This is a genomic window from Rhodococcus sp. KRD197 (assembly GCF_017168235.1).
Taxonomy (GTDB): Bacteria; Actinomycetota; Actinomycetes; order Mycobacteriales; family Mycobacteriaceae; genus Rhodococcoides.
The window spans coordinates 56,625-80,490 of sequence record NZ_JABFAO010000014.1 but is presented as its reverse complement, the minus strand read 5'-3'; the positions used below and the strand labels follow the sequence as shown (position 1 = coordinate 80,490).

The following is a 23,866-nucleotide window of genomic DNA, read 5'->3' as shown; positions in this document are numbered from 1 at the left end:
CTACGCACGACAGGACGGCCGATGCCGGTGTTCCGCGCACCCTCAACTGCTCGCGGGCAGCTTGCCCTTCATGTGCTGGCCTACAACGGTGCACGCCTGCTCTTCGTGTGTGTCGCCGCAGGAGTGCTTTTGGCCGTCGACGCACTGACGAGCCTTGACATTTCCTTCGTGTTGGTACTGCTTGGCGCACTTGCAGCAAGCCTGCCGCTGTCGGCACTGACCCTGAGGAAGCTCCGCCGAACCATCAATGCGGACATCGAAGCAGTCGATCGCACGCGCTCGATCAAGAAGCGAGGCCCCGCGGCGGGACGACCCGGCACCGACAAACCGTGACGTCGGCGCACGGACTTCGGCGTTGGCGTTGGCGTTGGCGTTGGCGGATCGTCCGTGTCGGTCACTGTTCGCCGACCCATTCGACGGACGCTTCGGCGTCCGGCTCGATGTCTAGTAGTTCCAGGGTGCGGTGCATCAGAGTCTCGATCCGATACTCGAGATCATCGACGAGGTCAGGCACATCGGCCAGAGCGGCGTGGGCACGGCGGCGGGCATCGACACCGATTAGCTAGTAGTCCGAGCCTGGTGCAGCTGACACCGGGTGCGGTGGTGTGCCGGTGACGTCAGTTTCCCGCTCGCCACGACCGCGTCGCCACGACAGGGGCGGGCGTGGATCGCGCCGGGGCAGTCGCCCGGAGCGGTGAGCAGCGATGACCGCCCCGACCGCTACCTGGGGCATCGGGTCGGCGGGAAACGGCACGACCCCACCGGTCGATCGGAACGGCGACGGGGCCTGGACGCACCGGCCACCTGCACATACCGGGAAAAGTCTCCCCCGGTACGTGCTCGGTGAGTAGTAGCGTCGAGGGGTAGCGATAGAACCGCAGGACAGTACGCCAGCGTTCCCACATCTCGGCGGGACGGAAGCCTTCCGACTCATCGGCTGATATCCGGACACTGTGCCGCCCACCGATCCACAGGGATGGAACTGACCACGCGCGGATGGGCCGCGAGTTCGTGCTACTTGAGCACGCAAATTACACCGCTGGGTGGGCTTGTCACCGAGGTCGGCAGACGAGGTGCAGGTGGGAGTTCGATTGCTTCCGAAGGGAATACGAACACCGAAGAACCGCCGAGTGAGCTGCACCTCATCGACTTGCGGCTCCGTACACGGCCGGGAGACTTGGTTGCATGACATCTTCTGTGGCACTCAGCCGCGAAACAGCCGTCGGCGCGGAGGCGCGACTGTCGTGGATACTGTCCGCGCTGGCCGGAATGGTGGGTGCTGTCGCATTTCTGCATTCGGCGGGGTATTTCGTGACGTTCATGACCGGCAACACCGAACGCGCCGTCATCGGGCATTTCGGCAGTCCGGAAGGTAAGCCCGTTGCACCCGGCGCATCGCCGTGGGCGGCGCTGGCTTTGATGGGTGCCTTTCTGGCGGGAGTGGTGATCGCGTCGATCTGCCGCCGCCGATACTGGTCCAATCACCCACACGGAGCAACAGTTGTCACGACCATCGCCCTCGCCGCGGCAGGGCTCATCGATATCGGGATATCCGGCTGGGCGTCCGACGACGTAAATTTCTATCCCATTCTGTTGGTTGCGTTCGCTCTCGGCGCGCTCAACACAGCATTCACGAAACGAGAAGAAACCTACATCCCCCTGAGCTACGTCACCGGCACCGTCGTCAAACTGGGCCAAGGGATCGAAAGACACCTACTGGGCGGCGGTACTTACCTCGACTGGCTTTGCTATGCAATGCTTCTCGGGTCCTTCGCAGCCGGAGGCGCAGCCGGGGCTCTGATCGGTGCCGCGATCACCGGACCTCAAGTACTCCTGGTTACCGCAGCCATCAGCCTGCTTGCAAGCATCTTCACCTTCACTCACACCGAGCGACGATCCCTATGGGGATAGGTCTATTCCCGGCCAGCGAAAACCTACGGGTCCGCGCTCCCGAGATCGTTCTGCTCCACCGGCGGACTCGACCAACAGAAACACTGTCGCAACGTGAATCAATCGGTTTGAGCGTGTGGAGAGGATGTTCGATACACACCATCTCTCGCTTGGCCCTGATCTCTTCGCCAAGGCGTCAGCGATGCCGGTAGTTGCTAGGTGGGTTGGGAGGTCGGTGCCGAAACCGTCAATAGTCGGCGACGCCGACGAGCGAGCTCGGTTTCGCAGCTACGTCGTGCACGGCCGCATCGGTCCCCGTGTGCGATCCGGATCGGAGCCATTGCCGACGACGGATACGGCAGATTCTGGGTCTCCCGCTGTGGACAACCGCGGGTGGTTCGCCCGCATCGCTACGCGTTGGCCATCGCGCTCGGTGGGTCGATCGACGAGTCGGTGAACGCATTGCACATGTCCGACAACCCGATCTGTGTACGAGTGACGCTGGACGAGGCGCAGCAACAGCCTCTTCACGTGGTCGACGGGAACCAATCGCAGAATCTGCGCGACATGGCCGCGAAAGGTCGCGGCGGTGGACGCCGCCGACCCGGGCTTTGGTACGGGCCGGATCGAGCCGCACGGGCGACGCGCGCCGGTTGCGTACGGCGGTACGCCATGGCCGAGACGACGTATCGGTGCAGGCAGCCTACTGAAGAGCGGTACACCCACGCTGTTCTCTCTAGCGTCGACGGATCGCAACCCACAGTCCGCAACGTCGGCAGATATAGGCAGCTCCCCCTGCCAGGGAGTGCAACTTCACGGTCGGGAAATCGCGACCACAGCAGGAACAGGCCGAGGTGCCGTCACTCTCACTGGACAGATTCATGAGCAAGCCCTTTCCGTCGAGAGTGACGGGAGAAGTTCGGCACTCCGTCTCCTTCCGCGTAATCGAATTCTACGACCTGTGCGCTGCCAACTTCAGCACGGATATACCGTGGGTGGATGGAGATCACCCTGCAGTATTTCGACGGTTGCCCGAACTGGACGGTCACTGCTGAACGGTTGCAGCTCCTCGCCGCGGAACACTCGGACGCCGTGCTCGTCTATCAACGCGTGGACACGGTGGACATGGCCGAACAGGTGCGTTTTCGTGGCTCTCCGACCGTTCTCGTCGACGGCGTCGACGTCATGGGCGACACATCCGCCGCAGTCGGTCTGGCCTGCCGTGTGTACATGACAGGTGACGGGCCGGCGGGTGCGCCGAGCATGGCTCAGCTCCGGGAAGCCATCCTCGGCTGACACCCGAATCGGGATACCCCAGGGGGTACTCATTGGTATCGTCGGTGACATACAGTCAGCTGATCGGCATGGTCGACGGGGCACAGCTCCGGAGGCCGGTTTGCTGAAAGCACTGACGGTGTTCGGCGTGCTGTTAATGCCTTCGGTGACACCGAACAATGAAGGTGATACAGCCGTGCTCGGGGGCCCGCATCCCTTTTTGAGTGCGGAGTCGCGGACGTCGCTGAATCCGGCGGTCGTCGATCCGACGAGATGTCCCGTGCGGGCGTTCTTCATCCCGCAGATGCGGGCCGTCCCGTCTCGACGGACCAGGGATCGACGCAGTTCGCAACCGTCGACACCGACGGCAACCTGATCGCCTTGCATAACGACGCCCCCGCACCCGAGGGACAGTTCTACCCGTCGCTCGACGGACGAGGGCGCACGATTGAAATTGGCTCGGCGCGGCGACTGCCGTCACCACTGACCGATCGACCCGCTCTTGGCAGGACCACTCAAGAGCCCATCGGACCACACATGATCACACCCGCAGCGGCGAGGGCACCGAACACGATCGGACTCGCGGTGATCGAGAGGACGATCAAGGACAGTTGGGTGCGGGCCCGCGCGTGCACGGGGGTGGACACAGCGACGGTGAGGCGATGAGCACGAGCGAGCACGTCGCCTCCGCTCGCGCCGAGGGCACCCGCGGGAGCGACGGACGAACCAGTGAGGGCGAGCAGACCACCGAGTAGCGCCCGCCGACCATGGGAGCGGGCAGCGCTGTCGTCCGCGCACATCTCGAGCAGCAGGGCGATCTCGGTCGCCCCGTCGCGGAACAACCGCATCCATGGAGCTGCCGCGGCGAGTCCGCGAACAGAGGCGAGCAGCAGGTGATGGCGACCGATTAGGTGAGCACGTTCGTGCGCCAAGACGGCGCCTAACTGATCCGGGACGAGTGCATCCAGGGCACCAGTAGTGATCACGATGGTCTTCGGACGGCCAGCAACGCAGTAGGCGAGCCGATCCGCGGTGTCGACGACCACCGCGTCGGTACCGGGCAGGCGTTGGCCGATCACCCTCGCCGTCCGGGCGTGGCGAAGCGTGTGCGTTCGCATCCGCAGCATGCCCCGCCCAGCCCTCCACACCACCAACGGAAGCGCCGCCGCAGCGACCGCGGAGACTGCTATCAGTGTTCCCTGAAGCAGTGCTGCGGCACGGCCGTCGATCGACCGGAGCACCTCGACGACGCACGCTGACACCCAGTGAGCGTCTCTGTTCCAATGCACCGCTTCGGTGACGAGCATGATCGCCGCGCCGGTCCAGGTCAGGATCACCACCGCCATTGCTGCACTCCAGGCAGCTATCCCGAGCTGCGGAGCGATGCCCCGGCGGGTCAGTCGCGCGAGCACAGGCGGACCGGCTACCGAGACCACGAGCCCGTAGAGCAGCAGGCACAGAGTCAGAGTCATCGCGACTGGCCGGGGTCGGTCAGTCTGCGCAACGCTCTTCGCACACGCTCCGACTCTTCGTCGCTCATCTGCTCGACGAAATGGGTGAGCACCAGGTCCGACTTGCCGCCCGCAGCGAACGCGTGACGCATCAGCCGGGCACTGTGCTCCTCGCGAGACAACGTCGGCCAGTAGTCGAACGCCTTGCCCCTACGGGTGCGCTCCAACCAGCCCTTACGGTGCAGGTTGTCCATCGTCGACATCACCGTGGTGTAGGCAATCACCCGCTGCTCGGCCAATTCGTCGAACAACTCCCGCACGGTGCTTCGCGCACCGCGGGCCCACAGGCGATCCATCACTACCGCCTCGAGTTCACCGAATCCGTTCACCCGCACCTATCGCCTCCTGCCCTGTCGTCTCCTGATCCTAGGGTCGTCGGTAACACGACATCTACTATCTATGTACGTACTCAGTATATGGTCGTGATGTCCCGTCTCCTCGGGACCAGAATTGAGGGAGATTCCGATGACCGAACTGATGACCAACCTGCAGACGTGGTGGGATTGCCAGATCATGATGGCCACCGGCATGTGTGGGGACATGTGCGCCGCAATGATGTGTTGCTGACCGGCTGACGACCTGCGATAGGATACTTCCCCCGACTTCCCGAAAGTCGGGGGAAGCTTGCCGGGCGAGCCTCTCGCGCGGCGTCGTACAGAACGAATCGACAGGGCGAGCGCAGTCTTTGACGATTGCGTACGGACGAAGACCAGGCTTGCCGAAGCCCTGCTGATCTGATCTCGTAACTCTCCTCGGCGACGGGGTGCCGGCGACGACGCTGCGCTTCCACGAAAGCGAGGGGCTGCTGCCGGCGGACCGAGCCCCGAACGGGTACCGCGTCTACGACAAACGAGCACAGCAACGGTTGGCGTTCATCACCGCCGCGAAAAGCTCGAAACTGACGCTGCCACAGATCAAGACGATGCTGCGCGCATGGGAGAACGACTCCTGCGCCGCTGTGAAGACCGGGCTGCGGCCAACACTGCGCGAGCACATCACCCGGGAGGAGGAGTCGATCGCGCAGCTCACCGAGCTGCATGCCGCAATGACCGGTGCGTTCGATCGTCTCGACGACACTCCCGACGCGTCGGCGCGCCGTTCGACCCGCAATGCAGCTGGTTGACCTCGGCCTCCTCGCCGTCTCGGACGGATTCGGCGAGTAGGGAATCGAAAGCGCCTTCGTAGCAGGTGCCACCGCGATCGGGAAGTCGGCGATCTCGACCGCGCCGTACGGAGCAACTGCGGTTTGTCGCGTGCGTCCGCAGGTCCGGTGACCGGGTCCCACACCACGGAGGTGTTCTTCGTCGTGCCGTCGTCCTGTCTCAGTACGGCACGACGAGGATCGGACTCGTGCCGACGAGACCGGGGCCGAGCATTCACGCATAGCGATCATACCGGGCTTAGATGCTATCATCGTTGCATGACGATCAATAAGGATGGCCGCCTGCCCGGCGGTTCCACGTCGACTTTCGATGCGGCAGTGTCGTTGTTCCACAGCCTTTCCGATGCGACACGGTTGGCTATCGTTCGCCGTCTCGCCAGCAGGGAGGTGCGTGTAGCGGACCTGGTGAGCGAGCTGGGGCTGGCACAGTCGACGGTATCGGCGCACATGGCGTGCCTGCGGGACTGCGGATTGGTCGTCGGTCGCCCCCAGGGCCGGCAGGTGTTCTACTCCCTCGTCCGGCCGGAACTGTTGGACCTGCTCGCTTCGGCCGAGACCCTCCTCGCCGTCACGGGGAACGCGGTGGCACTCTGCCCGGTTTACGGCACCGCGCCCGCCGGGTCGGCGGTGACCGGATGAGCGACGCATGCGGCTGCGGCCACGACGAACCCCGCCTGGACGGCGACGAGGAGCACGAACCCGACAAGCTGTGGCAGATCACCGAGATCCGAGCTGCCGCGGTGGCCGGTGCACTGCTGGCGGCAGGGCTGATCATTGACTGGATCGGCGGCCCTGATCGGCTGACCCTGGTGCTCGAATCACTCGCGTTGATCGTCGCCGGCTACACCTTCGTCCCGTCGACCCTTCGGCGGCTCGCGCGCGGCAAGATCGGTGTCGGCACCCTGATGACCATCGCGGCGGTCGGTGCCGTGATCCTTGGTGAGGTCGGCGAGGCCGCGATGCTCGCGTTCTTGTTCGCGATCAGCGAGGGCCTCGAGGAGTACGCGGTCGCCCGCACACGGCGAGGTCTACGGGCACTGTTGTCCCTGGTTCCCGACACCGCCACAGTCCGACGAGACGGCCTCGAGCAGGCGGTGTCGCCGACCGAGTTGATGCTCGGGGAGATGATGATCGTCAAGCCCGGCGAGCGCATCGCCACCGACGGCACCATCCGCCGCGGCACCACCGCGCTCGACACCTCGGCGATCACCGGCGAATCGGTGCCCGTCGAGGCCGGGCCCGGCGACGACGTGTATGCCGGGGCGATCAACGGAACCGGCGTTCTCGAGGTGGAGGTCTCCGCACGTGCCGAGGACAACTCGCTGGCCAAGATCGTCCGGATCGTCGAGGCCGAGCAGTCCCGCAAGGGTGAGGCTCAGCGGTTGGCCGACACGATCGCCAGGCCCCTGGTGCCGGCAATCATGGTCGCCGCCGCCCTCATCGCCGCCGTGGGCAGCCTGCTCGGCGAACCACGGGTATGGATCGAACGCGCACTGGTCGTCCTCGTCGCCGCCTCACCGTGCGCACTGGCCATCGCCGTCCCGGTCACCGTCGTCGCGGCGATCGGCGCCGCCAGCAAACTCGGCGTCCTGGTCAAGGGAGGCTCAGCTCTTGAGGCGCTGGGCCGCATCCGCGTGATCGCGCTCGACAAGACCGGCACCCTGACCCGCAACAAGCCGGTCGTCATCGACGTCGCCACCGCGGACGGTGCGACCCGCGAACAGGTCCTCGCCGTGGCCGCAGCGCTGGAAGTGCGCAGCGAGCACCCCCTGGCCGCGGCGATCCTCGCCGCCGTCGACGACCACACACCCGCCGACGACGTCGTCGCAGTCACCGGAGCCGGCCTCACCGGCCGCCTCTGCGGCGACGACGTCCGCCTCGGCCGACCAGGGTGGATCGACCCCGGCCCGCTGGCCGCGGACGTGGAACGGATGCAGCACGCCGGAGCCACCGCCGTCCTCGTCGAACAGGACGGCCGCACCCTCGGCGCGATAGCGGTCCGCGACGAACTGCGACCCGAAGCCGCGGAAGTCGTCGCCGGTCTCCGCCGCGACGGGTACCACGTCGCGATGCTCACCGGGGACAACGAACGCACCGCCCGCGCACTGGCCGCCGACGTCGGCATCGAGGAGGTCCACGCGGATCTGCGACCGGAGGACAAAGCACGCATCATCGGCGACCTGAAGGGCCGCCGGTCGACCGCGATGGTCGGCGACGGCGTCAACGACGCCCCCGCACTGGCCACCGCCGACCTCGGTATCGCCATGGGCGCCATGGGCACCGACGTGGCCATCGAGACCGCCGACGTCGCCCTGATGGGTGAGGACCTGCGGCACCTGCCGCACGCCCTGGCCCACGCGCGCCGATCCCGACGCATCATGCTGCAGAACGTCGGGCTGTCGCTGGCGATCATCACCGTGCTGATGCCGCTCGCCCTGTTCGGAATCCTCGGCCTGGCCGCGGTGGTGCTGGTGCACGAACTCGCCGAGATCGTGGTCATCGCCAACGGAGTCCGCGCCGGCCGCACCCACCCCCTGTCCGCCGCAGCGGTGCCCGCACCTGCCCCGGCAGCAGCCGAGGCCTGGACATGAGCCCAGACCCCACTTCGGGCCCGATGCCGGGTGTCTCGACCGGGGGACGCTCGGCGACTCGATCCCGGTGGACCCTGGCGATCGTCGTCGCCGTCCTCGTCGCGGCGGCACTCGCGGCCGACCCCGTCGCCCGCCGCGCACTCTCCGACGGCCGCGTCATCGAACTGGGGTTGCTGCAACTCAGGCTTGCCTACAACAGCGGTGTCGCCTTCAGCGTCGGGAACGGGCTGCCGCCAGGGGTCATCATCGCGGTCACCGCCATCATCACTCTCGCCATCGCCGTGTACGCGTGGCGCACCGTCCCCGTCGGCTCACTGACCGGGACGGTGGGGCTGTCGGCGGTCGTCGCCGGAGCGGCCGCCAACGTCATCGACCGCGCTGCCGACGGCCGCGTGACGGACTACTTCCACACCGGATGGTGGCCCACCTTCAACCTCGCCGACACCTACCTCACATGCGGCGTAGTCCTGGTCGTCCTCGCGTCGCTCCGGGAGGGCCGAACCCGCGTCGATCCCACGGGCACGGAGCAACGATCCGTATGACTGCTCCCCGACCTCGAATCCGATCGACCTCCATGACGGTCGCGTGCGGCACCGGGGGCGTCCGGTTACATCCTCACCGACGCCCGGTGCGGCAGTGATCACCACCATCGCCGCGGCAGTGGCGATGTTCGCCGGCACCAACATCGACGACATCGTCGTGCTGACGGTGCTGTTCGTCGCCTCCGCCAGCCAGGGTAGGCCGCGGGCGTGGCAGATCGTCACCGGCCAGTACCTCGGCCTGATCACCCTCGTCGCGACCAGCGTCGTCGCCGCTCTGGGACTGGTGATCGTGCCGCAAGAATGGGTCGGGCTACTCGGTGTGCTGCCCCTGTCGCTGGGGCTCTGGACGCTGATCCGCTGGCTGCGCAGCGACGACGAGGACGAACCCCCGGTCGCTGCCACCGGAATGGCAGGCGTTGCTGCCATCACCATCGCCAACGGTGCCGACAACATCGCCGTCTACACCCCGGTCTTTCGGACGCTCGGTCCACCACAGACCGCAGTCACCATCGCCGTGTTCCTGATCTGCGTCGGGATCTGGTGCTACGCCGGCAGGCTGCTGGGCACTCGCAGGAAGGTCGTCGACACTCTCGAACGGGTCGAGCACTGGCTCGTCCCAGCGGTGTTCATCGGCTTGGGTCTCTTCATCCTCCTCGAATCCGGAGTTCTCGCCCGGCTGATCGCCGCCGCGTCATGACCGACACCCGCTCGCGCGCAGCCTGCGGAACCGCTACGGCCCGACTCAGATCGGTTCCCGCCACCGCCCGGTGGCGTCACCTCCATGCCATCGATCGAAGCGTGAGGGTGAGCAAAGGGCGGCGCATCGATACTCGGTCGATCCGTCGGCGATCATCAGATCGACCACGGTGCGACAATCGGACCGGACTTGCCGAATCGACCGCCGAGTAGGCGTCGCTGACCCCGATCATCTGTGTCCGAGCGGTGTGTGGACAGACGAGCCACGCTCGTCCGCGCGGGCGCGGAGTCGTATTCGTCGCCGGAAGGTTAGGTTCGGCAGCCCTTATAGACTCGCTCGGTGCCCAGAGACTTCAACCGCCCGAAACGCCCCAGTGTGCGCTTAGCGCACGATTTGGGCAGATTCGGTGACGCACCGGGTCTGATATCGGTGAACGAGACGATCACCTACCGCGACCTGGACGAGCGCATCGACCGGCAGGCGGCCAGACTTGGACGTGGCCGTCGTCTGGTACTGATCGCCGGCACCAACAAGGTCGAGGTCGTCGTCACCTACCTCGCGGCGCTGCGTGCAGGACACCCCGTACTGCTGGCCTCGGACGACAATCCCGACCATCTCGACGGGCTCATCGACACATATCGGCCCGATGTGGTGGTGCGCACCCTCGACGGCAACACAGTCGTCGAAGAACTCGATCGACAATCCAGACATGAGCTGCACCCTGATCTCGCGTTGCTGCTGAGCACCTCGGGTTCGACCGGATCACCCAAACTCGTCCGTCTCTCGCACGACAACGTGCAGGCCAACGCCGAGTCGATTGCCGAATACCTGGGCATCCGCCCCACCGACCGTGCCGTGACCACGCTACCCATGCACTACTGCTATGGGCTTTCGGTCGTCCACAGCCACCTCCTGCGCGGTGCCGCCTTGATTCTGACCAACTCTTCGGTCACAGATACTCGACTGTGGGACCTTGCGCGCACCCACCGCGCCTCCACCTTCGCGGGTGTGCCGTACACCTTCGATCTGCTCGACCGTATCGGGTTCGAACAGCTGAATCTTCACGACCTGCGGTACGTCACGCAGGCCGGCGGAAAGCTGTCGCCCGATCGCGTCCGCACGTATGCCGAGCTGGGCCGACGCCAGGGATGGGACTTGTTCGTCATGTACGGGCAAACGGAGGCGACCGCCCGAATGGCGTATCTGCCACCGGATCTTGCCGCCGCTCATCCGCATTCCATCGGACGGCCGATTCCCGACGGGTCCTTTCGGCTCGATCCGGTCGCGGATGCCCCGGACGGGACGGGTGAGCTCGTCTATTCGGGGCCGAACGTCATGCTCGGCTACGCACACGACCCCGGCGACTTGCGCCTGGGTGACACGCTCGCCGGCGAGCTGCGAACAGGCGACCTGGCCCGGCGAACGGCCGATGGACTGTACGAAGTGGTCGGCCGACGCAGCCGTTTCGCGAAAGTGTTCGGTCTACGTATCGATCTGCACCGCGTCGAGTCCGCGCTCGCACACCTGGGATTGACCGTGTGCTGCACCGACGGCACGGACGAACTCGTCGTCGTCGCGGAGAACGCTGACGTCGCCGACGTGCGACGCTTGACAGCACAGTTCAGCGGCCTTCCCGCAACAGCAGTTCGGGTGTGTGTCGTCGATGAGCTGCCGCGCACCTCCACCGGCAAACCCGATGCGCGAGCGGTCGCGGAATTCGCAGGCAAGCCCGGCCCTGTTCAGCCCACCTCGACGACGACAAAGCCCGAGACCACCGATGTCAAAGCGATGTATGCCGAGGTCCTGCATCACGCAAGGGTCGACGACGACAGCACGTTCGTGAGCTTGGGCGGTGACTCTTTGTCGTATGTGCGGATGTCCATTCGGCTGGAGGAGCTGCTCGGTCACCTCCCGGCGGACTGGCACAACACCCGAGTCGTGGACTTCGTTCAGGCACCGCACCTGCGCCGCGGCTGGCGACGGGTGGAGACCAACGTTGTGCTGCGCGCCCTTGCGATCGTGCTGATCACCGGCTCGCACATACACCTGTTTTCGGTGCTCGGCGGGGCGCACGTGCTTCTCGGAATCGCCGGCTACAACTTCGCCCGCTTCCACCTCGGCGCGGTCGATCGCACCGCCCGCGCACGCAATGCTGTGCGCAGCGTCGCTCGGATCGCCATCCCCAGCATGGTGTGGATCGGGGCCATCATCGCTCTGACCGGGGACTACCGCATCACCAGTGCATTGCTGCTCAACGGAATCTTCGGCCCGGACGGTTGGTCTGTCGAATGGCGATACTGGTTCGTCGAGGCGATTGTGTACATCGTCCTCGTAGCCGCCGCTGTGCTCTATGTTCCGGCGGTCGCACGTCTCGAACGCAGTCACCCGTTCTGGTTTCCTATGGGGTTGGTGGCATTGGGCCTGGTTACCCGTTACGGATTGATCGAGATCGACGACAGCCGCAATCGCATTCTGACCGCGGCGGTTGTCTTCTGGTTGTTCGCCCTCGGCTGGGCCGCCGCCCGGGCGCAGACCGTGTGGCATCGAGTGGGGGTCACCGCGGCAATCGTGCTATCGATTCCCGGGTTCTTCTTCGGCGACATCCAGCGAGAAGTCATCGTGATTGTCGGACTTTGCCTGCTGGTGTGGCTCACATCCGTCCCATGTCCCGCAGTTGTGGGCCGGGTTGCGGGGGTGTTGGCAAGCGCGTCACTCTACATCTACCTGACCCATTTTCAGGTCTATCTACCGCTGCGCGACGACCATCCCTGGACAGCATTCGCCCTGTCGATCGTCGTGGGGGTTGTCTACTGGCAGGCCGCGACCTTCGTGCTCGCCCGTCTACCGTGGAGCGGGACAGGGCCGGGCATTAGGTTTGCCAATCCTCTAAGTACCATGGCGGCGGGGACGACCGGAGGTGGTCCGGTAAATGCGAAGGACGGACGATGAGCAAGCGGATCGAACTGATGGCGGGCCTCGTACTGGCGACCGCGGCACTGTTGACGGTGTCGGGGTGTTCGAGCGCTGAGTCCGACCCGGGCGGGGACAACCGGATCACCGTCTACAACGCCCAACACGAGTCGCTGACGAAAGAATGGGCCGACGCGTTCACCTCGGAGACCGGCATCGAGGTCGACCTGCGCCAAGGGAGCGATACCGAACTCGGCAACCAACTCGTAGCGGAGGGTGACCGATCGCCAGCGGATGTGTTCCTCACGGAGAACTCTCCGGCGATGACGCTCGTCGAGAACGCGGGTCTGTTCACCGACGTCGACCAGGCCGTGCTGGCCCAGGTTCCGAGCCAATACCGCCCGTCGAACGGCAAGTGGACGGGTATCGCCGCCCGCTCGACCGTGTTCGCCTACAACACGGACATGCTGACCCCCGATCAGCTCCCGGCCTCACTCCTGGACCTGCAGGACCCCGCCTGGAAGGACCGCTGGGCAGCATCGCCGTCGGGAGCCGATTTCCAAGCCATCGTCAGTGCGCTGCTCGAGTTGAAAGGCGAGGACGCTACACGCACCTGGTTGGAGGGGATGAAGAACAACGTCCGCGCCTACAACGGTAACGGCACGGTGATGAAAGCCGTCAACGCCGGAGAAATCCCGGGCGGCGTGATCTACCACTACTACTGGTTCGGCGATCAGGCCAAGACCGGAGAGAACAGCAGTAACGTCGCCCTGCACTACTTCAAGAACGAAGACCCCGGCGCATTTGTCAGCGTCTCCGGCGGCGGCGTCCTGCAGTCCAGCGCGAAACAGGATGCAGCGCAGCAGTTCCTGGCGTTCGTCACCGGACCGAAGGGTCAGGAAGTTCTGCGGGACGGGATGTCGTTCGAGTACTCGGTGGGCAGCGAAGTGGCGGCCAACGCGGATCTGGTCCCCTTGACCGAACTGCAGGCCCCGCAGGTGGACCCGGCGAAGCTCAACAGCCCGAAGGTCACCGAGCTCATGACCGAAGCCGGTTTGCTCTGATTCCAACGACGAACGGTCGAGAACAACGGGGGCCGGCCCACACGCTGCGGTGCCCAGCAGGCCGGTCGCGTATGCCCTTGCCTCTGGCTGTCACCGCAGTGATTGTCGTGGCGATCTCGCTCATCCCGCTCGGGTACGTGATCGTGGAGAGCGTGGACACCGGCTGGGCCACCGCGTCGGCGCTGCTGTTCCGATCGCGGGTCCGCGAATTGTTGGCCAACACCGTGATGTTGGTAGTGATCACGGTGCCCATCTGTGTCGCAATCGGCGTCGCGGCTGCTTGGTTGGTCGAGCGCACACGAGTATTCGGAGCGAAGGTGTGGGCGGTATTGCTTGCCGCGCCGCTGGCTGTCCCGGCGTTCGTGAACGGCTACTCGTGGGTGACGGCGATCCCTTCCCTCGGCGGGCTGCGCGGCGGCGTTCTGATCGCAACGCTCTCGTATTTTCCTCTCGTCTACATTCCCGTGGCCGCGACGCTACGCAGGCTCGACCCCGCGGTCGAGGAATCGGCGCGAGGACTCGGAATCGGACCGTGGGCAGTGTTCTTTCGCGTCGTGGTGCCGCAGCTGCGGCTGGCAATCGCCGGCGGCGCGCTTCTGGTCGCGTTGCACCTACTCGCCGAATACGGTGCCTTCGTCTTCATCCGCTTCGACACATTCACTACAGCGATTTTCGAGCAGTATCAATCGACGTTCAACGGAGCGGCGGCGACCATGCTCGCCGGGGTGCTGGTATTGCTGTGCCTCACATTGTTGGTGATCGAAGCGGTTGTGCGTGGCAGTGCCAGGTATGCCCGCATCGGCTCGGGTGCAGCCCGCCCGGCCGTGCCTGCAGAACTCGGTTGGCAGTATTCGCCGATCGCGCTCGTCTTCCTGGGGATGTTGATCGCACTGTCTCTCGGAGTCCCGATCGCCAGTGTTCTGCGGTGGCTTGTCGTCGGCGGCAGCGCGGTGTGGGAGTGGGACGAAATCTCGTCCGCGCTGCTGCAGACGCTCGGGTTCGGAATTGCCGGTGCGGTCATGACGTGTGCACTCGCGTTCCCGGTCGCGTGGATCTCGATTCGCCACCGCGGACGGTTCAGCCGTGTCCTCGAGGGCGGTACCTACATCTCGAGTTCGTTGCCCGGCATCGTGGTTGCGTTGGCGTTCGTCACCGTCGCCATTCGGTACGCAAATCCGCTGTATCAAACAGTTGTCGTCGTGATCGCGGCCTACGCATTGCTCTTCCTGCCACGCGCATTGGTCAACCTGCGGGCGGGGCTCGCGCAGGCGCCCGTCGGGTTGGACGAGGCGGCTCGGTCGCTGGGTCTGTCACCGCTGTCGAGTTTCTTTCGGGTGACTCTCAGATTGGCTGCGCCGGCCACCGCAGCGGGCGGTGCGTTGGTGTTCTTGGGGATCGTGAACGAGTTGACCGCGACATTGCTGCTGGCACCGACCGGAACCCGCACTCTGTCGATGCAGTTCTGGTCGCTGAGCAGCGAGATCGACTACTCGGGGGCTGCTCCGTACGCGTTGATCATGATCGTGCTGTCTCTGCCCATGACCTACGTTCTCTTCTCCCAGTCGAAAAAGGCGGCAGGACTATGACATACGCGGTGGAGGTGGATGGGCTGGACAAGTCGTTCGGTCCTGTGACGGTGCTACGTCGTGTTGAGTTCGCTGTCGATGCCGGGTCGACCACAGCCATCGTCGGACCGTCCGGTTGCGGTAAGACGACGCTGCTGCGTCTGATCGCGGGTTTCGACAAACCCGACGCAGGCACTGTCGCACTGACCGGGAAGGTCGTCGCGGGATCCGGCTGGACGCCTGCGCACCGAAGGTCGGTGGGGTACGTCGCCCAGGACGGGGCACTGTTCCCACACGCCACGGTCGGCGCGAACATCGGGTTCGGCCTGCCACGCCGTGCCCGCACCGTCTCGAAGATCACCGAACTGCTCGAGATGGTGTCGCTGGATTCGTCCTACGCCTCACGTCGACCCGACCAGCTCTCCGGCGGCCAGCAGCAACGGGTCGCGCTCGCGCGGGCGCTGGCGCGTGAACCTGAATTGATGCTGCTCGACGAACCGTTCTCGGCACTCGATGCCGGCTTGCGGGCGAACACTCGACGGATCGTCGCCGACGTCCTCGCCAAGGCTGGGATCACCACCATCCTCGTCACCCACGATCAACCCGAGGCCCTGTCGTTCGCCGACCGGGTTGCGGTGATGAGCTCGGGCAGGCTCGCACAGATCGGTACACCTCGTGAAATCTATTCCCGCCCTGTGGACGTCACCACCGCGGAATTCATCGGTGACGCCGTGATCTTGACGGCCCACATCGAGAACGGCCGTGCCCGCTGCGCCCTCGGCGACGTCGCCGTCGCCCCTTCCCCGAACGCCATCGAAGGTGCAGCCCGAATCATGTTGCGGCCGGAGCAAATCGAGGTGACCACCGACGGCGCGGGTGCATCGGGGGCCGTCGTCGACGTGGAGTACTTCGGGTCGGAGATGCTGCTCGGGATCCGCCTCGACACCGCGGACACCGCTATGGCCCAGCGGGTCACCGTGCGCCGCTTCGGCGCCACGGCTCTGACGCCCGGCGACAGGGTCGCCATCCGCGTCATCGGCGACGCCGTAGTGTACGACCTGTGAGAGAGCTACTCAGTGTGAGGCAGCCTCTCGCGTCCTGCTCGATCATGCGATCGATGCCGAACAATGTGCGTAGTTAGTGGGCAGACTTGCACCATCCAGACTGAGGCAACGCCCCGGAGGCAATCACGTCTCGACCCCAAGCATGGAACGGGCCGGCCGGCATCGACTGTCACCGCCGTCTACGATCCGCACGCGGGTTGATGTCTTGAAGGTGGTGGGCGGCTTCGTCGTCATCCAAACTGGGGGCATCGATTGCGTTGCTTGCAAATCTGGTGGCCCGCACTAAGTCTTCTTTCTTTCGAGGACGGACTCCCCCTGAGCGGCGGAAGAACCCACTGATTCCGATTTCCCACGCACACCACCACCATCGCGAGCGGTAATCGGTCCTGGAACACAGAGGCAAGCAGGAGACGTTCACCCGCGCACAATCAGACGACGGTTAGATGGATCAGTGCAATGCTGAGTGCGACGACGATTCCCGCGATGAACCGGGCTGCATATCGAGTGATCCGGTAATTTGACATCGCTGCCCATCAACATGCGGTCAGAGGTGAACCGCACCAACGGAATCAGCGCGATCGGAATACCGAAGGACAACACGACCTGCGAGACGACGAGAGCGCGACTGGGGTCAACCCCAGCGGCGAGGATCGCCAGTGCCGGAACCAGCCGCCGCACACGATCGGGATGCGCTTGCGTGGACGGTGCACGCCTGCTTTTCGTGTGTGTCGCTGCAGGAGCGATCGTGACCATCGACGCACTGACCAGTCTCGACATCCCCTTCGTGTTGGTACTTCTCACCGCGCTTGCCGCTGTCGGCACTGACCCTCAGGAAACGTCGCCGAACCATCAACGCAGACATCGATGCAGTGGATCGGAAGCGCACCGCGAGACGAGGTCCAGCGACACGACCACCCCGTACCAAGAGACCGTGAAGCCCGCGTGCGAACTTTCGACACAGACCCGGTCGTCGTTCGGTGCAATGTTCGCTGACTCACTCACAACAGGGGTCGCTCCTGCGGGGTGACACCTGGGATCGTCGCGCGCTGAAGACTATTGCTCGCACTCCGGCATTTCCGCATCTAAGAACTCGAGAAGTTCCCTGAGCAGTCGGTCTGCGCGGTTTTCGACATCGGCAAGAACCGAATCGACGTCGTCGAGGAGCGCGTGGGAGTGCCTTCGTGCGAGTGTGCCGCGTTCGTAGTAACCAGGGTCGAGCGAGACCGCCGATGCAGGCTCGAGCGTAAAGACACGCTTTGGGTTCGTCTCTCGGACGGGGGGCGGTATGTGCGTGGGAGCGCGTCCCCCGAGGTGTGCTCGAACGATATCGGCTATTCCCCGGGAGGTGAGAGGGGTTGCGACCAGCGGGGTATGGCCCCACCGGTCGATCGTGGTCAACAACGGCCGTTCGCTGCCTGGGTCGAGATGAGTAACGGAGTCGGCGAGTTCGGTTCCGTCGACGTGCTCGATGGCGTCGGCGAGCATGCGTGTGCTGGGGTGCCGCTCGCCGTGGGCCAGGACCTCGTACCAGCGCCTGTACACCTTTCTCGGTGATGCGCCCGCCCTCACGAGCTCCAACGAAGTGACGGCATGTACACCGGTGCCCGTTTCGATTGTGAGGGCATCGAATTCGGGTTCGACGGCGACATCTCTTATTCGCAGTGCCGCGATCTCGGTGTATGGCAGCCCGGCCGCGGCAAGAGTGAGGACCAGTGCATCTCGGCGAGCGAACAACGCCGCCGGCCACCCTGTTCCGGGGAGGCGCGTGACGATGCCGCCGATCCGAGTTGCGGTGTCGCGCAAACGCGCTGCACGCAGCGCGTCCAGAGCCGCTCGCACGCTCTGACCGCGACCCGGCGGGGGCAGGGCGCGGTCTCGATGAACAGCGTCGATGACGGCGATGCGACGACGTTGCGTTGCCGGCGCGGCAGGGTTGGCTCGGAGGAACCGAACGAACAACTCCGGTGAGACCGGCAACGCCGACTGATCATGAGCGGTGCACCAGTCCGCGAACAGCGACCACGTGTGTCGACCCCGTTCCGGGACAGTGTCGTTCGATACTGGAGTTGTTCGGACAAGGTCGGTGTTGTCGCCGCTCGTCGAGGTGTCGGTGCCGTGCATGAGGGTCACAAGCCGAGATCGTTCACGGCGTTGCCGACCAGAGGCGCGTTCTCGCGGGCATAGATTTCGACCATTCCCGGGCTTCTGTGTCCGGTCTGTCGCATGATCGCGTGTGCGTCGGCACCGTTACGGAACGCTTGAGTGACGAATCCGGCACGCAGTGAATGTCCGCCCAGCTGGGCGAGAAGGTCTGCGTCGTAGCCGGCGCGGCCGGCGCGGCGGCGGATCGCGGCGTGCACTGCCGCACCCGACAGTGCGGTCTGGGATAGGTTGCCGTTCTTGCGGATCGACCGGAACAGCGCCGACCGCGTGTCAGCGGTGGGCAGGGTGCTGTGGCAGAGATGGGAGTCGAACTTCGCTGCGCGGGAAAGCAAACGAATGATCGCGGTTCTGCCACCGGTATCGAATGCAGCAACGATCTGCAGCCAGCGAACCCACGCGCAGACCGGGCATGATTCGTGCCGGTCGGTGAACGGCAGCGCCTTCACCGTTCCGGTTCCGTCCTGGTCGGTCTTCGAGTGCCGCAGGCGGACATGCGCACCGTCGAGGCGATCGCGGCGCACATCACGACATTCGAGGTCCACGAGTTCGCTGCGCCGAAATGCCCCGGAGTACCCCATCAGCAGTAGTGCGGTGTCGCGGCGTTCGAGCACTTCACTGGCCCAGCCGGTGACACCGGCACGTGCTACGTCAACGATGGCAGTGATATCGGACGTCAGGAGTGGGGCGCGGGGATTGCGGGGGCGCTCCCCCGCGGCGGCGTAGTCTCGGCGGATACCGGCGAGGGTGGCGCGCACCATCTCGTGGCCACACGGGGTGTCGTGGCCGAGCCCGCGGTGACGGTCGGTGATCGCAGCGACCCATTTGCCGAAGGTCGACGGTGCATACGCCCGGACTCCGTCGACGGTCAGCGAGTCCGCCGCGTCAACGAGATACGCAGCCACGGTCGCAGGGTGCGCCGGCAACGAGATGTGCCCGGCGGCAGTGCACCAGGTCTCGAATCGCCGCCACGCCGAATCGTAGGCGCGGCGGGTTGCGGCAGACCGCGCCGACGCCATCGACCGTTCGATACGCGCAGCCACCTCGGCCGACAGGTCCGGAAACACCACCGCACCACTCACCAGGGCAACTGAATCTGCGTCCAGGACCTCACCGAGCTGCCGTTCTGCCATGGCAAGAACTGTAGTGCGCACCTCCGACAGGCTTTTTGATTTCAAAACACGCTCACCTGGTGTTTCGCCGGGGATGGTGCGGGAAAATGGGCGTACGACGGCCTGCAGTACCACTTCTCGGTGCTCTGAGCGTCGGTTGAGGAGCAGAAGTTTGCTCCGTACACGGCCGCACCGGTCTGTTCGAATTGCTCGACAGTTGAGTATCCCTGGGACGGGTCGCAAGCGTAGCCGTCGAGGACTTGTCCGGCCACGAGATCAGGTCGTTCCACTGAGCAGTAGCTCTTTGGACGGGAAACCCGTCGAATCTCCTTCACTTTGACACCTACACCGGCAGCTCGTGGCGGGGTCGCAGCCCTACGAGGACCTAGTCGGGGCGTGACACCCGAATAGTTCTCGAGTACGCGGCTCGGAATTATCGGGAACTTCCGGGACCGCTGGCCCGACTACTGCACGAGTAGGACCGGCTGAGCGCCCAGTGCAGCCCGAGGAGAAGGAACCGAAACACGCAGATGTCCACCAGTGAAATCGATCGACCGCCTGCGCCCGGTGACACCCCGCCTTCGGTGACGAAGATCCCGTTGTGGCCACAGATCAGGCCGTTCGTGCTGCGGTTGCACTTTTATGCCGGCATCCTGGTCGGACCGTTTCTGCTGATCGCGGCCGTGACCGGCCTGCTGTACACCATCAGCCCGCAGTTGTCGGACTACGTTCATCGCCACGAACTGACAGTCGATCAGGTCGGCGATCAGCAGCTGCCGCTCAGTGAGCAGGTCGCCGCGGCCCGGGCCGCCCACCCAGAAGGCTCGATCACCGAGGTCCGGCCCCCCATCGACGCCGAGAGCACCCACCCGTGTCGTGCTGGCGGTCGACGACGTTCCCGAGGGGTACGGGCGGACCGTGTTCGTCGACCCTTACACCGCGCAGGTCCGCGGAGAACTGACCACGTTCGGTGAGTGGCTCCCGGTGCGCGCGTGGATCGACGAACTGCACCGCAACCTCCACCTCGGCGATCTGGGCCGTAACTACAGTGAGTTGGCCGCCAGTTGGCTGTGGGTGGTCGCACTCGGCGGGCTCGTGTTGTGGACGCCCGGGTCCGCCAACGCTCGTCCAGTGCCTCCGAAGCCGCCAGAGCTGCTCTGGTGCCGGAGCCGAGGAAGAGGGGCCGCGCCCGCGCGTTGTCGTGGCACGGCACGGTCGGGGTGTGGATCATCGCCGCTCTCCTGCTTCTCTCGGTCACCGGTTTGACGTGGTCACGGTATGCCGGAGAGACCATCGGGGACGTACGTACGGCGCTGTCGTGAACGACACCGTCGGTCGAGACTCATCCTGCCGGAACGGGCGAGAATGCAGGCGGTGATCACCACGGGGGAGACGGTGCGCCGGTCACCGACACCGTGATCGGTGAAGGCGCGGAATCGACGGTGTCGAGGCCGCCGCCCAGGGCGCGGGCCTGCAGGCACCGATGAAGCTCGTTCCTCCCGCCGAAGAGGGACAGGCATGGAAAGTGCAAGAGGCCAAACGTGATTGGCCCACACGCTACGATTCGGTAGCCGTCGATGCCGCGTCGGGCCAGGTGATCGACAAGGTCGAGTTCGCGAACTGGCCGCTCATGGCCAAGATGACCAACTGGACCATCGACGCCCACATGGGCATCCTGTTCGGACTCGTCAACCAGATCCTGTTGGCGCTCACCGCTATCGGTCTGATCGCCGTCATCCTTCGCGGCTACCGGATGTGGTGGCTGCGGTGCCCGACCCGGGCACGAGGAATCAGGTTCGGACCACCTGCCAAACGCGGGGCGCTGCGCCGGATGCCGCCGTGGGCCGCGGTAACCGCGGTAGTGATCGCAGTGATCCTGGGCTGGTACATGCCGTTGTTCGGAATAACACTGGCAGTGTTCGTCGCCGTCGACGTCGCTCTGGGACTACGTCACCACCGTCGATCGCGCGGAACCACACTCGAATCCGCGTCGCTGCCGTCGCGGGAAGAACGAGCCGACGCGGATCGAGCACCGGGTATCGATGCACACAATCGGCAGGACGCGTCGTGATCGCTGATAGTTCGCTGCGGTGGATCACCACAGCACTGTTCGTGTTCGCGGCCGGATACTGCGTGTACCGCATCATCCGCGCCGCGCAGTGGAACGTACGGATCGACCACGGGTTCCACCTCGTGATGTGCGCGGCCATGATTGCGATGGCGTGGCCGTGGGGGCTCGGCGTCCCGCTGTTACCGCAGGGAGTGTTCTTTGCCGCGGCGACGGTGTGGTTCGCGATCTCCGCAGCACGCACGGCACCGGGCACGACCGGTGTCGACGAGCACCCCCACGGACCTGCGATGGGCAGCTATCACGTGTTCATGATGGCTGCGATGGTGTGGATGGTCGCGGTGATGGCCGGGTGGCTTCCCGGCACCGCCGCGCACGATCACACCGCCGACGCCGCCGACGGTGACATGTCCGGAATGGGCGCGCACGCACACACCCCCGACATGGACATGAGCAGTCCTGACCATACGGCCGCGATGAGCGGACCGGGATGGATCTCCGCGGTATCACTCACGCTCACAGTCGTCTTCGCTGTCGCAGCGATCGTGTGGCTCTACCGTCTGTTCGTCGCCGAACAGAGCACTGCTCTCGCACCTGTACATCCTTCGCCTGGATCGCAGGCAGGTAATATCGCCGTCGATGCGCTACCGGCGTCGCGGCCGCAGAGTGTCGCTGCGGCGTGCGAGGTGGCGATGGCAGCCGGAATGGCGATCATGATGGGCGTCGTGTAACACCGATGATCGACCGACGCCACTGCAGTACAGCGACATCGAACGAGGCTATGTGACAACCGATTCACCGCACCATATTTCGCGCACACGCCAGTCGCTGTGTGTGCGTTACGTCCTTGCGATCGCGCTCGTATGCGCGGCCGCGTTGGTCGTTGTCGTCACCGTCCGCTCGGGGGACACCCGACACGCAGCCAGCGGTGACTCGTTCCCTGGCACCTTCACATCGCTTCTGTACGTCCTGCTCCGTTTCACCGTCTCACTCGCCGCCGCGATCACGATGGGCTCATTGGTATACGGGATAGTCTGTACCCGTTTCTGCCGTGTGGGCCGGGTCGGTCCCGACGGATACGCGACCCTGCTCACTGCTGGCCGATCGAGCCTGAGAACCGTCTGACGCTCCCTCGCTCGAGCAGTTCGCGACCTTCTGGCGGTTTGACTTCGTCACCGGCGGCGCGGCAGTCGTCCTGATCGCGCTGTACGGGTGGGCAGTTCTGCGGTTGCGACGGCGCGGAGATCAGTGGCCCCTCGGGCGTACCATCGCCTGGATGACCGGGTGCCTGGCGTTGCTGGTGGCGACGAGTTCAGGTCTCGCTGCATACGGTTCGGCGATGTTCAGCGTCAATATGGGTGCGCACATGACGCTCAACATGTTCGTTCCGGTCCTGCTCGTGCTCGGCGGGCCGGTCACGCTCGCGTTGCGGGCGCTGCCCCCAGCTCGGGAGGACAGGATGCCGGGACCGCGGGAATGGATCGTGTGGGTGGTCCATTCACCACTGATGCGAGTGCTGTCGAACCCCGCCGTCGCGGTCGGGTTGTTCGTCCTCTCCATCTATGCAGTGTATTTCAGCCCGCTGTTCGACGAGCTGGTCCGCTACCACTGGGGACACGAGGTGATGAATATCCACTTCATCGTCACCGGGTACCTCTACTACTGGGTCATCATCGGCATCGACCCCGGACTGCACCGGGTTCAGGCCGCACGAAGGAACGCAGCTGGGATCCACGAGCAACTCGTAACGTTCGATCACCAGGATCAGTGATGCGCGCAGCCCTATGCTTCCTGCAATGCGCATTCCCCCATCCCGCCCCGAAAGATGCTGGTCTATACCGTTGTGTAGGAGATGTCGGTCATGCCGTTCACGGGATGGCACGTACCGCGGCGTCGAGAGCACCGGGTGTGCTCAGGGCGATCGGTTCGCCGTTGAGCAGGACTGTGGGAGTGGCGTTGATGGTCTTGAGCACCGACTGGGTGGAGTCGGCCACCCAGTCGGTGTAGTGGCCGCCGGTGATGCAGTCGCCGGCGGTGTCGGGAACTCCCGCTGCGACAGCGATATCGGTCAGTTGCTCGTCGCTCAGCCCCGAACCGCCTTCGGCGGGCTGCTGCCCGTATACGGCGGCGGATCAGGAGTGTCGCCCGGGGTCCTGCTCGGTCTGGGGTCTGCTCACCGTCGGTGGCGCAGCGAGCCGACAGGGCGAGCACAGGACCAAACCGGGGGCGGACTGCACGACCGCCTCCGATTCGGG

Annotated in this window: 23 protein-coding genes and 3 pseudogenes; 20 read left to right on the top strand and 6 right to left on the bottom strand. The window is 65.1% G+C overall.

What is annotated here, in order from left to right; all coding sequences use genetic code 11:
• Positions 1-21: 21 nt before the first annotated feature.
• The 3 genes from J1M86_RS20510 (at position 22) to J1M86_RS20500 (ending at position 3,186) form a co-directional block, all read left to right on the top strand.
• Complete coding sequence (locus J1M86_RS20510; RefSeq protein ID WP_008720486.1) at positions 22-333, top strand: DUF4229 domain-containing protein; 312 nt, start codon at positions 22-24, stop codon at positions 331-333.
• A gap of 852 nt (positions 334-1,185) precedes the next feature.
• On the top strand, positions 1,186-1,911 hold the full coding sequence (locus tag J1M86_RS20505; protein WP_008720488.1) for a YoaK family protein: 726 nt from the start codon (positions 1,186-1,188) through the stop codon (positions 1,909-1,911).
• 978 nt (positions 1,912-2,889) lie between these two features.
• On the top strand, positions 2,890-3,186 hold the full coding sequence (locus J1M86_RS20500; RefSeq protein ID WP_008720468.1) for a hypothetical protein: 297 nt from the start codon (positions 2,890-2,892) through the stop codon (positions 3,184-3,186).
• Between the two features lie 494 nt (positions 3,187-3,680).
• On the opposite strand, the gene J1M86_RS20495 is transcribed toward J1M86_RS20500, so the two are convergent.
• Both J1M86_RS20495 and J1M86_RS20490 read right to left on the bottom strand, forming a co-directional pair.
• Positions 3,681-4,637, bottom strand: coding sequence for a M56 family metallopeptidase (locus tag J1M86_RS20495; RefSeq protein WP_008720467.1), 957 nt, complete (start codon positions 4,635-4,637; stop codon positions 3,681-3,683).
• Positions 4,634-5,011 carry a BlaI/MecI/CopY family transcriptional regulator gene (locus J1M86_RS20490; RefSeq protein ID WP_008720466.1) on the bottom strand — a complete coding sequence of 126 codons (378 nt, stop codon included), beginning with the start codon at positions 5,009-5,011 and terminating at the stop codon, positions 4,634-4,636. Before J1M86_RS20490 ends, J1M86_RS20495 begins: the two co-directional genes overlap by 4 nt.
• A gap of 428 nt (positions 5,012-5,439) precedes the next feature.
• On the opposite strand from J1M86_RS20490, the gene J1M86_RS20485 reads away from it, so the two are divergent.
• The 9 genes from J1M86_RS20485 to J1M86_RS20445 all read left to right on the top strand — a co-directional run bounded on the left by J1M86_RS20485 (position 5,440) and on the right by J1M86_RS20445 (position 16,271).
• The gene (locus J1M86_RS20485) at positions 5,440-5,799 is read left to right on the top strand and encodes a MerR family transcriptional regulator (protein WP_008720465.1); all 360 of its coding nucleotides are present in this window, start codon (positions 5,440-5,442) and stop codon (positions 5,797-5,799) included.
• A gap of 297 nt (positions 5,800-6,096) precedes the next feature.
• Positions 6,097-6,477 carry a helix-turn-helix transcriptional regulator gene (locus J1M86_RS20480; protein WP_008720464.1) on the top strand — a complete coding sequence of 127 codons (381 nt, stop codon included), beginning with the start codon at positions 6,097-6,099 and terminating at the stop codon, positions 6,475-6,477.
• Positions 6,474-8,429, top strand: coding sequence for a cation-translocating P-type ATPase (locus J1M86_RS20475; protein ID WP_008720463.1), 1,956 nt, complete (start codon positions 6,474-6,476; stop codon positions 8,427-8,429). The genes J1M86_RS20480 and J1M86_RS20475 overlap by 4 nt, the downstream gene beginning before the upstream one ends.
• Positions 8,426-8,971, top strand: coding sequence for a signal peptidase II (locus tag J1M86_RS20470; RefSeq protein ID WP_008720462.1), 546 nt, complete (start codon positions 8,426-8,428; stop codon positions 8,969-8,971). The genes J1M86_RS20475 and J1M86_RS20470 overlap by 4 nt, the downstream gene beginning before the upstream one ends.
• Positions 8,972-9,065: 94 nt before the next feature.
• Positions 9,066-9,668, top strand: a complete 603-nt coding sequence (locus tag J1M86_RS20465) for a cadmium resistance transporter (protein ID WP_008720461.1) — start codon at positions 9,066-9,068, stop codon at positions 9,666-9,668.
• A 393-nt stretch (positions 9,669-10,061) separates the two neighbouring features.
• Positions 10,062-12,617, top strand: coding sequence for an AMP-binding protein (locus tag J1M86_RS20460; protein ID WP_241256931.1), 2,556 nt, complete (start codon positions 10,062-10,064; stop codon positions 12,615-12,617).
• Complete coding sequence (locus J1M86_RS20455; protein ID WP_206511186.1) at positions 12,614-13,642, top strand: iron ABC transporter substrate-binding protein; 1,029 nt, start codon at positions 12,614-12,616, stop codon at positions 13,640-13,642. Before J1M86_RS20460 ends, J1M86_RS20455 begins: the two co-directional genes overlap by 4 nt.
• 71 nt (positions 13,643-13,713) lie before the next feature.
• Positions 13,714-15,228, top strand: a complete 1,515-nt coding sequence (locus J1M86_RS20450) for an iron ABC transporter permease (RefSeq protein WP_080733225.1) — start codon at positions 13,714-13,716, stop codon at positions 15,226-15,228.
• The gene (locus J1M86_RS20445) at positions 15,225-16,271 is read left to right on the top strand and encodes an ABC transporter ATP-binding protein (RefSeq protein ID WP_008720455.1); all 1,047 of its coding nucleotides are present in this window, start codon (positions 15,225-15,227) and stop codon (positions 16,269-16,271) included. The genes J1M86_RS20450 and J1M86_RS20445 overlap by 4 nt, the downstream gene beginning before the upstream one ends.
• Before the next feature lie 428 nt (positions 16,272-16,699).
• On the opposite strand, the pseudogene J1M86_RS20440 reads toward J1M86_RS20445, so the two are convergent.
• From J1M86_RS20440 to J1M86_RS20430, 3 genes and pseudogenes are all read right to left on the bottom strand, one after another.
• Positions 16,700-17,048, bottom strand: a pseudogene (locus J1M86_RS20440) (divalent metal cation transporter).
• A 276-nt stretch (positions 17,049-17,324) separates the two neighbouring features.
• A complete protein-coding gene (locus tag J1M86_RS20435; protein ID WP_032373364.1) occupies positions 17,325-18,392 on the bottom strand; it encodes a hypothetical protein in 1,068 nt (355 codons plus the stop codon).
• 5 nt (positions 18,393-18,397) lie between these two features.
• Positions 18,398-19,564 (bottom strand): site-specific integrase, encoded by a 1,167-nt coding sequence (locus J1M86_RS20430; protein WP_008720452.1) that lies wholly within the window; start codon positions 19,562-19,564, stop codon positions 18,398-18,400.
• Between the two features lie 509 nt (positions 19,565-20,073).
• On the opposite strand from J1M86_RS20430, the gene J1M86_RS26520 reads away from it, so the two are divergent.
• The 7 genes and pseudogenes from J1M86_RS26520 to J1M86_RS20410 form a co-directional block, all read left to right on the top strand.
• Complete coding sequence (locus J1M86_RS26520; RefSeq protein WP_008720451.1) at positions 20,074-20,517, top strand: PepSY domain-containing protein; 444 nt, start codon at positions 20,074-20,076, stop codon at positions 20,515-20,517.
• Positions 20,462-20,608, top strand: a pseudogene (locus J1M86_RS27020) (PepSY domain-containing protein); the annotation flags it as partial. The gene J1M86_RS26520 and the pseudogene J1M86_RS27020, both read left to right, overlap by 56 nt.
• Positions 20,609-20,703: 95 nt before the next feature.
• Positions 20,704-20,865: a PepSY domain-containing protein gene (locus J1M86_RS27015; RefSeq protein ID WP_196249522.1), complete on the top strand. Its 162-nt coding sequence runs from the start codon at positions 20,704-20,706 to the stop codon at positions 20,863-20,865.
• 161 nt (positions 20,866-21,026) lie between these two features.
• Complete coding sequence (locus J1M86_RS26510; RefSeq protein WP_008720449.1) at positions 21,027-21,614, top strand: PepSY-associated TM helix domain-containing protein; 588 nt, start codon at positions 21,027-21,029, stop codon at positions 21,612-21,614.
• Positions 21,611-22,342 (top strand): DUF5134 domain-containing protein, encoded by a 732-nt coding sequence (locus tag J1M86_RS20420; protein WP_008720441.1) that lies wholly within the window; start codon positions 21,611-21,613, stop codon positions 22,340-22,342. Before J1M86_RS26510 ends, J1M86_RS20420 begins: the two co-directional genes overlap by 4 nt.
• Before the next feature lie 52 nt (positions 22,343-22,394).
• Positions 22,395-22,736, top strand: a complete 342-nt coding sequence (locus J1M86_RS20415) for a hypothetical protein (RefSeq protein ID WP_008720440.1) — start codon at positions 22,395-22,397, stop codon at positions 22,734-22,736.
• Between the two features lie 4 nt (positions 22,737-22,740).
• Positions 22,741-23,313, top strand: a pseudogene (locus J1M86_RS20410) (cytochrome c oxidase assembly protein); the annotation flags it as partial.
• Positions 23,314-23,479: 166 nt separating this feature from the next.
• On the opposite strand, the gene J1M86_RS26735 reads toward J1M86_RS20410, so the two are convergent.
• On the bottom strand, positions 23,480-23,605 hold the full coding sequence (locus tag J1M86_RS26735) for a hypothetical protein (RefSeq protein ID WP_268987753.1): 126 nt from the start codon (positions 23,603-23,605) through the stop codon (positions 23,480-23,482).
• A 12-nt stretch (positions 23,606-23,617) separates the two neighbouring features.
• On the opposite strand from J1M86_RS26735, the gene J1M86_RS20405 reads away from it, so the two are divergent.
• Positions 23,618-23,866 (top strand): hypothetical protein (locus J1M86_RS20405; protein ID WP_206511185.1); only part of this gene is annotated, 249 nt, incomplete at its 3' end.

Coding starts and splice junctions, on each gene's coding strand:
- J1M86_RS20510 (WP_008720486.1), top strand. CDS start 22: ATGCCGGTGTTCCGCGCACCCTCAACTGCTCGCGGGCAGCTTGCCCTT.
- J1M86_RS20505 (WP_008720488.1), top strand. CDS start 1,186: ATGACATCTTCTGTGGCACTCAGCCGCGAAACAGCCGTCGGCGCGGAG.
- J1M86_RS20500 (WP_008720468.1), top strand. CDS start 2,890: ATGGAGATCACCCTGCAGTATTTCGACGGTTGCCCGAACTGGACGGTC.
- J1M86_RS20495 (WP_008720467.1), bottom strand. CDS start 4,637: ATGACTCTGACTCTGTGCCTGCTGCTCTACGGGCTCGTGGTCTCGGTA.
- J1M86_RS20480 (WP_008720464.1), top strand. CDS start 6,097: ATGACGATCAATAAGGATGGCCGCCTGCCCGGCGGTTCCACGTCGACT.
- J1M86_RS20475 (WP_008720463.1), top strand. CDS start 6,474: ATGAGCGACGCATGCGGCTGCGGCCACGACGAACCCCGCCTGGACGGC.
- J1M86_RS20470 (WP_008720462.1), top strand. CDS start 8,426: ATGAGCCCAGACCCCACTTCGGGCCCGATGCCGGGTGTCTCGACCGGG.
- J1M86_RS20455 (WP_206511186.1), top strand. CDS start 12,614: ATGAGCAAGCGGATCGAACTGATGGCGGGCCTCGTACTGGCGACCGCG.
- J1M86_RS20450 (WP_080733225.1), top strand. CDS start 13,714: ATGCCCTTGCCTCTGGCTGTCACCGCAGTGATTGTCGTGGCGATCTCG.
- J1M86_RS20445 (WP_008720455.1), top strand. CDS start 15,225: ATGACATACGCGGTGGAGGTGGATGGGCTGGACAAGTCGTTCGGTCCT.
- J1M86_RS20435 (WP_032373364.1), bottom strand. CDS start 18,392: ATGCACGGCACCGACACCTCGACGAGCGGCGACAACACCGACCTTGTC.
- J1M86_RS20430 (WP_008720452.1), bottom strand. CDS start 19,564: ATGGCAGAACGGCAGCTCGGTGAGGTCCTGGACGCAGATTCAGTTGCC.
- J1M86_RS26520 (WP_008720451.1), top strand. CDS start 20,074: ATGTCCACCAGTGAAATCGATCGACCGCCTGCGCCCGGTGACACCCCG.
- J1M86_RS26510 (WP_008720449.1), top strand. CDS start 21,027: ATGAAGCTCGTTCCTCCCGCCGAAGAGGGACAGGCATGGAAAGTGCAA.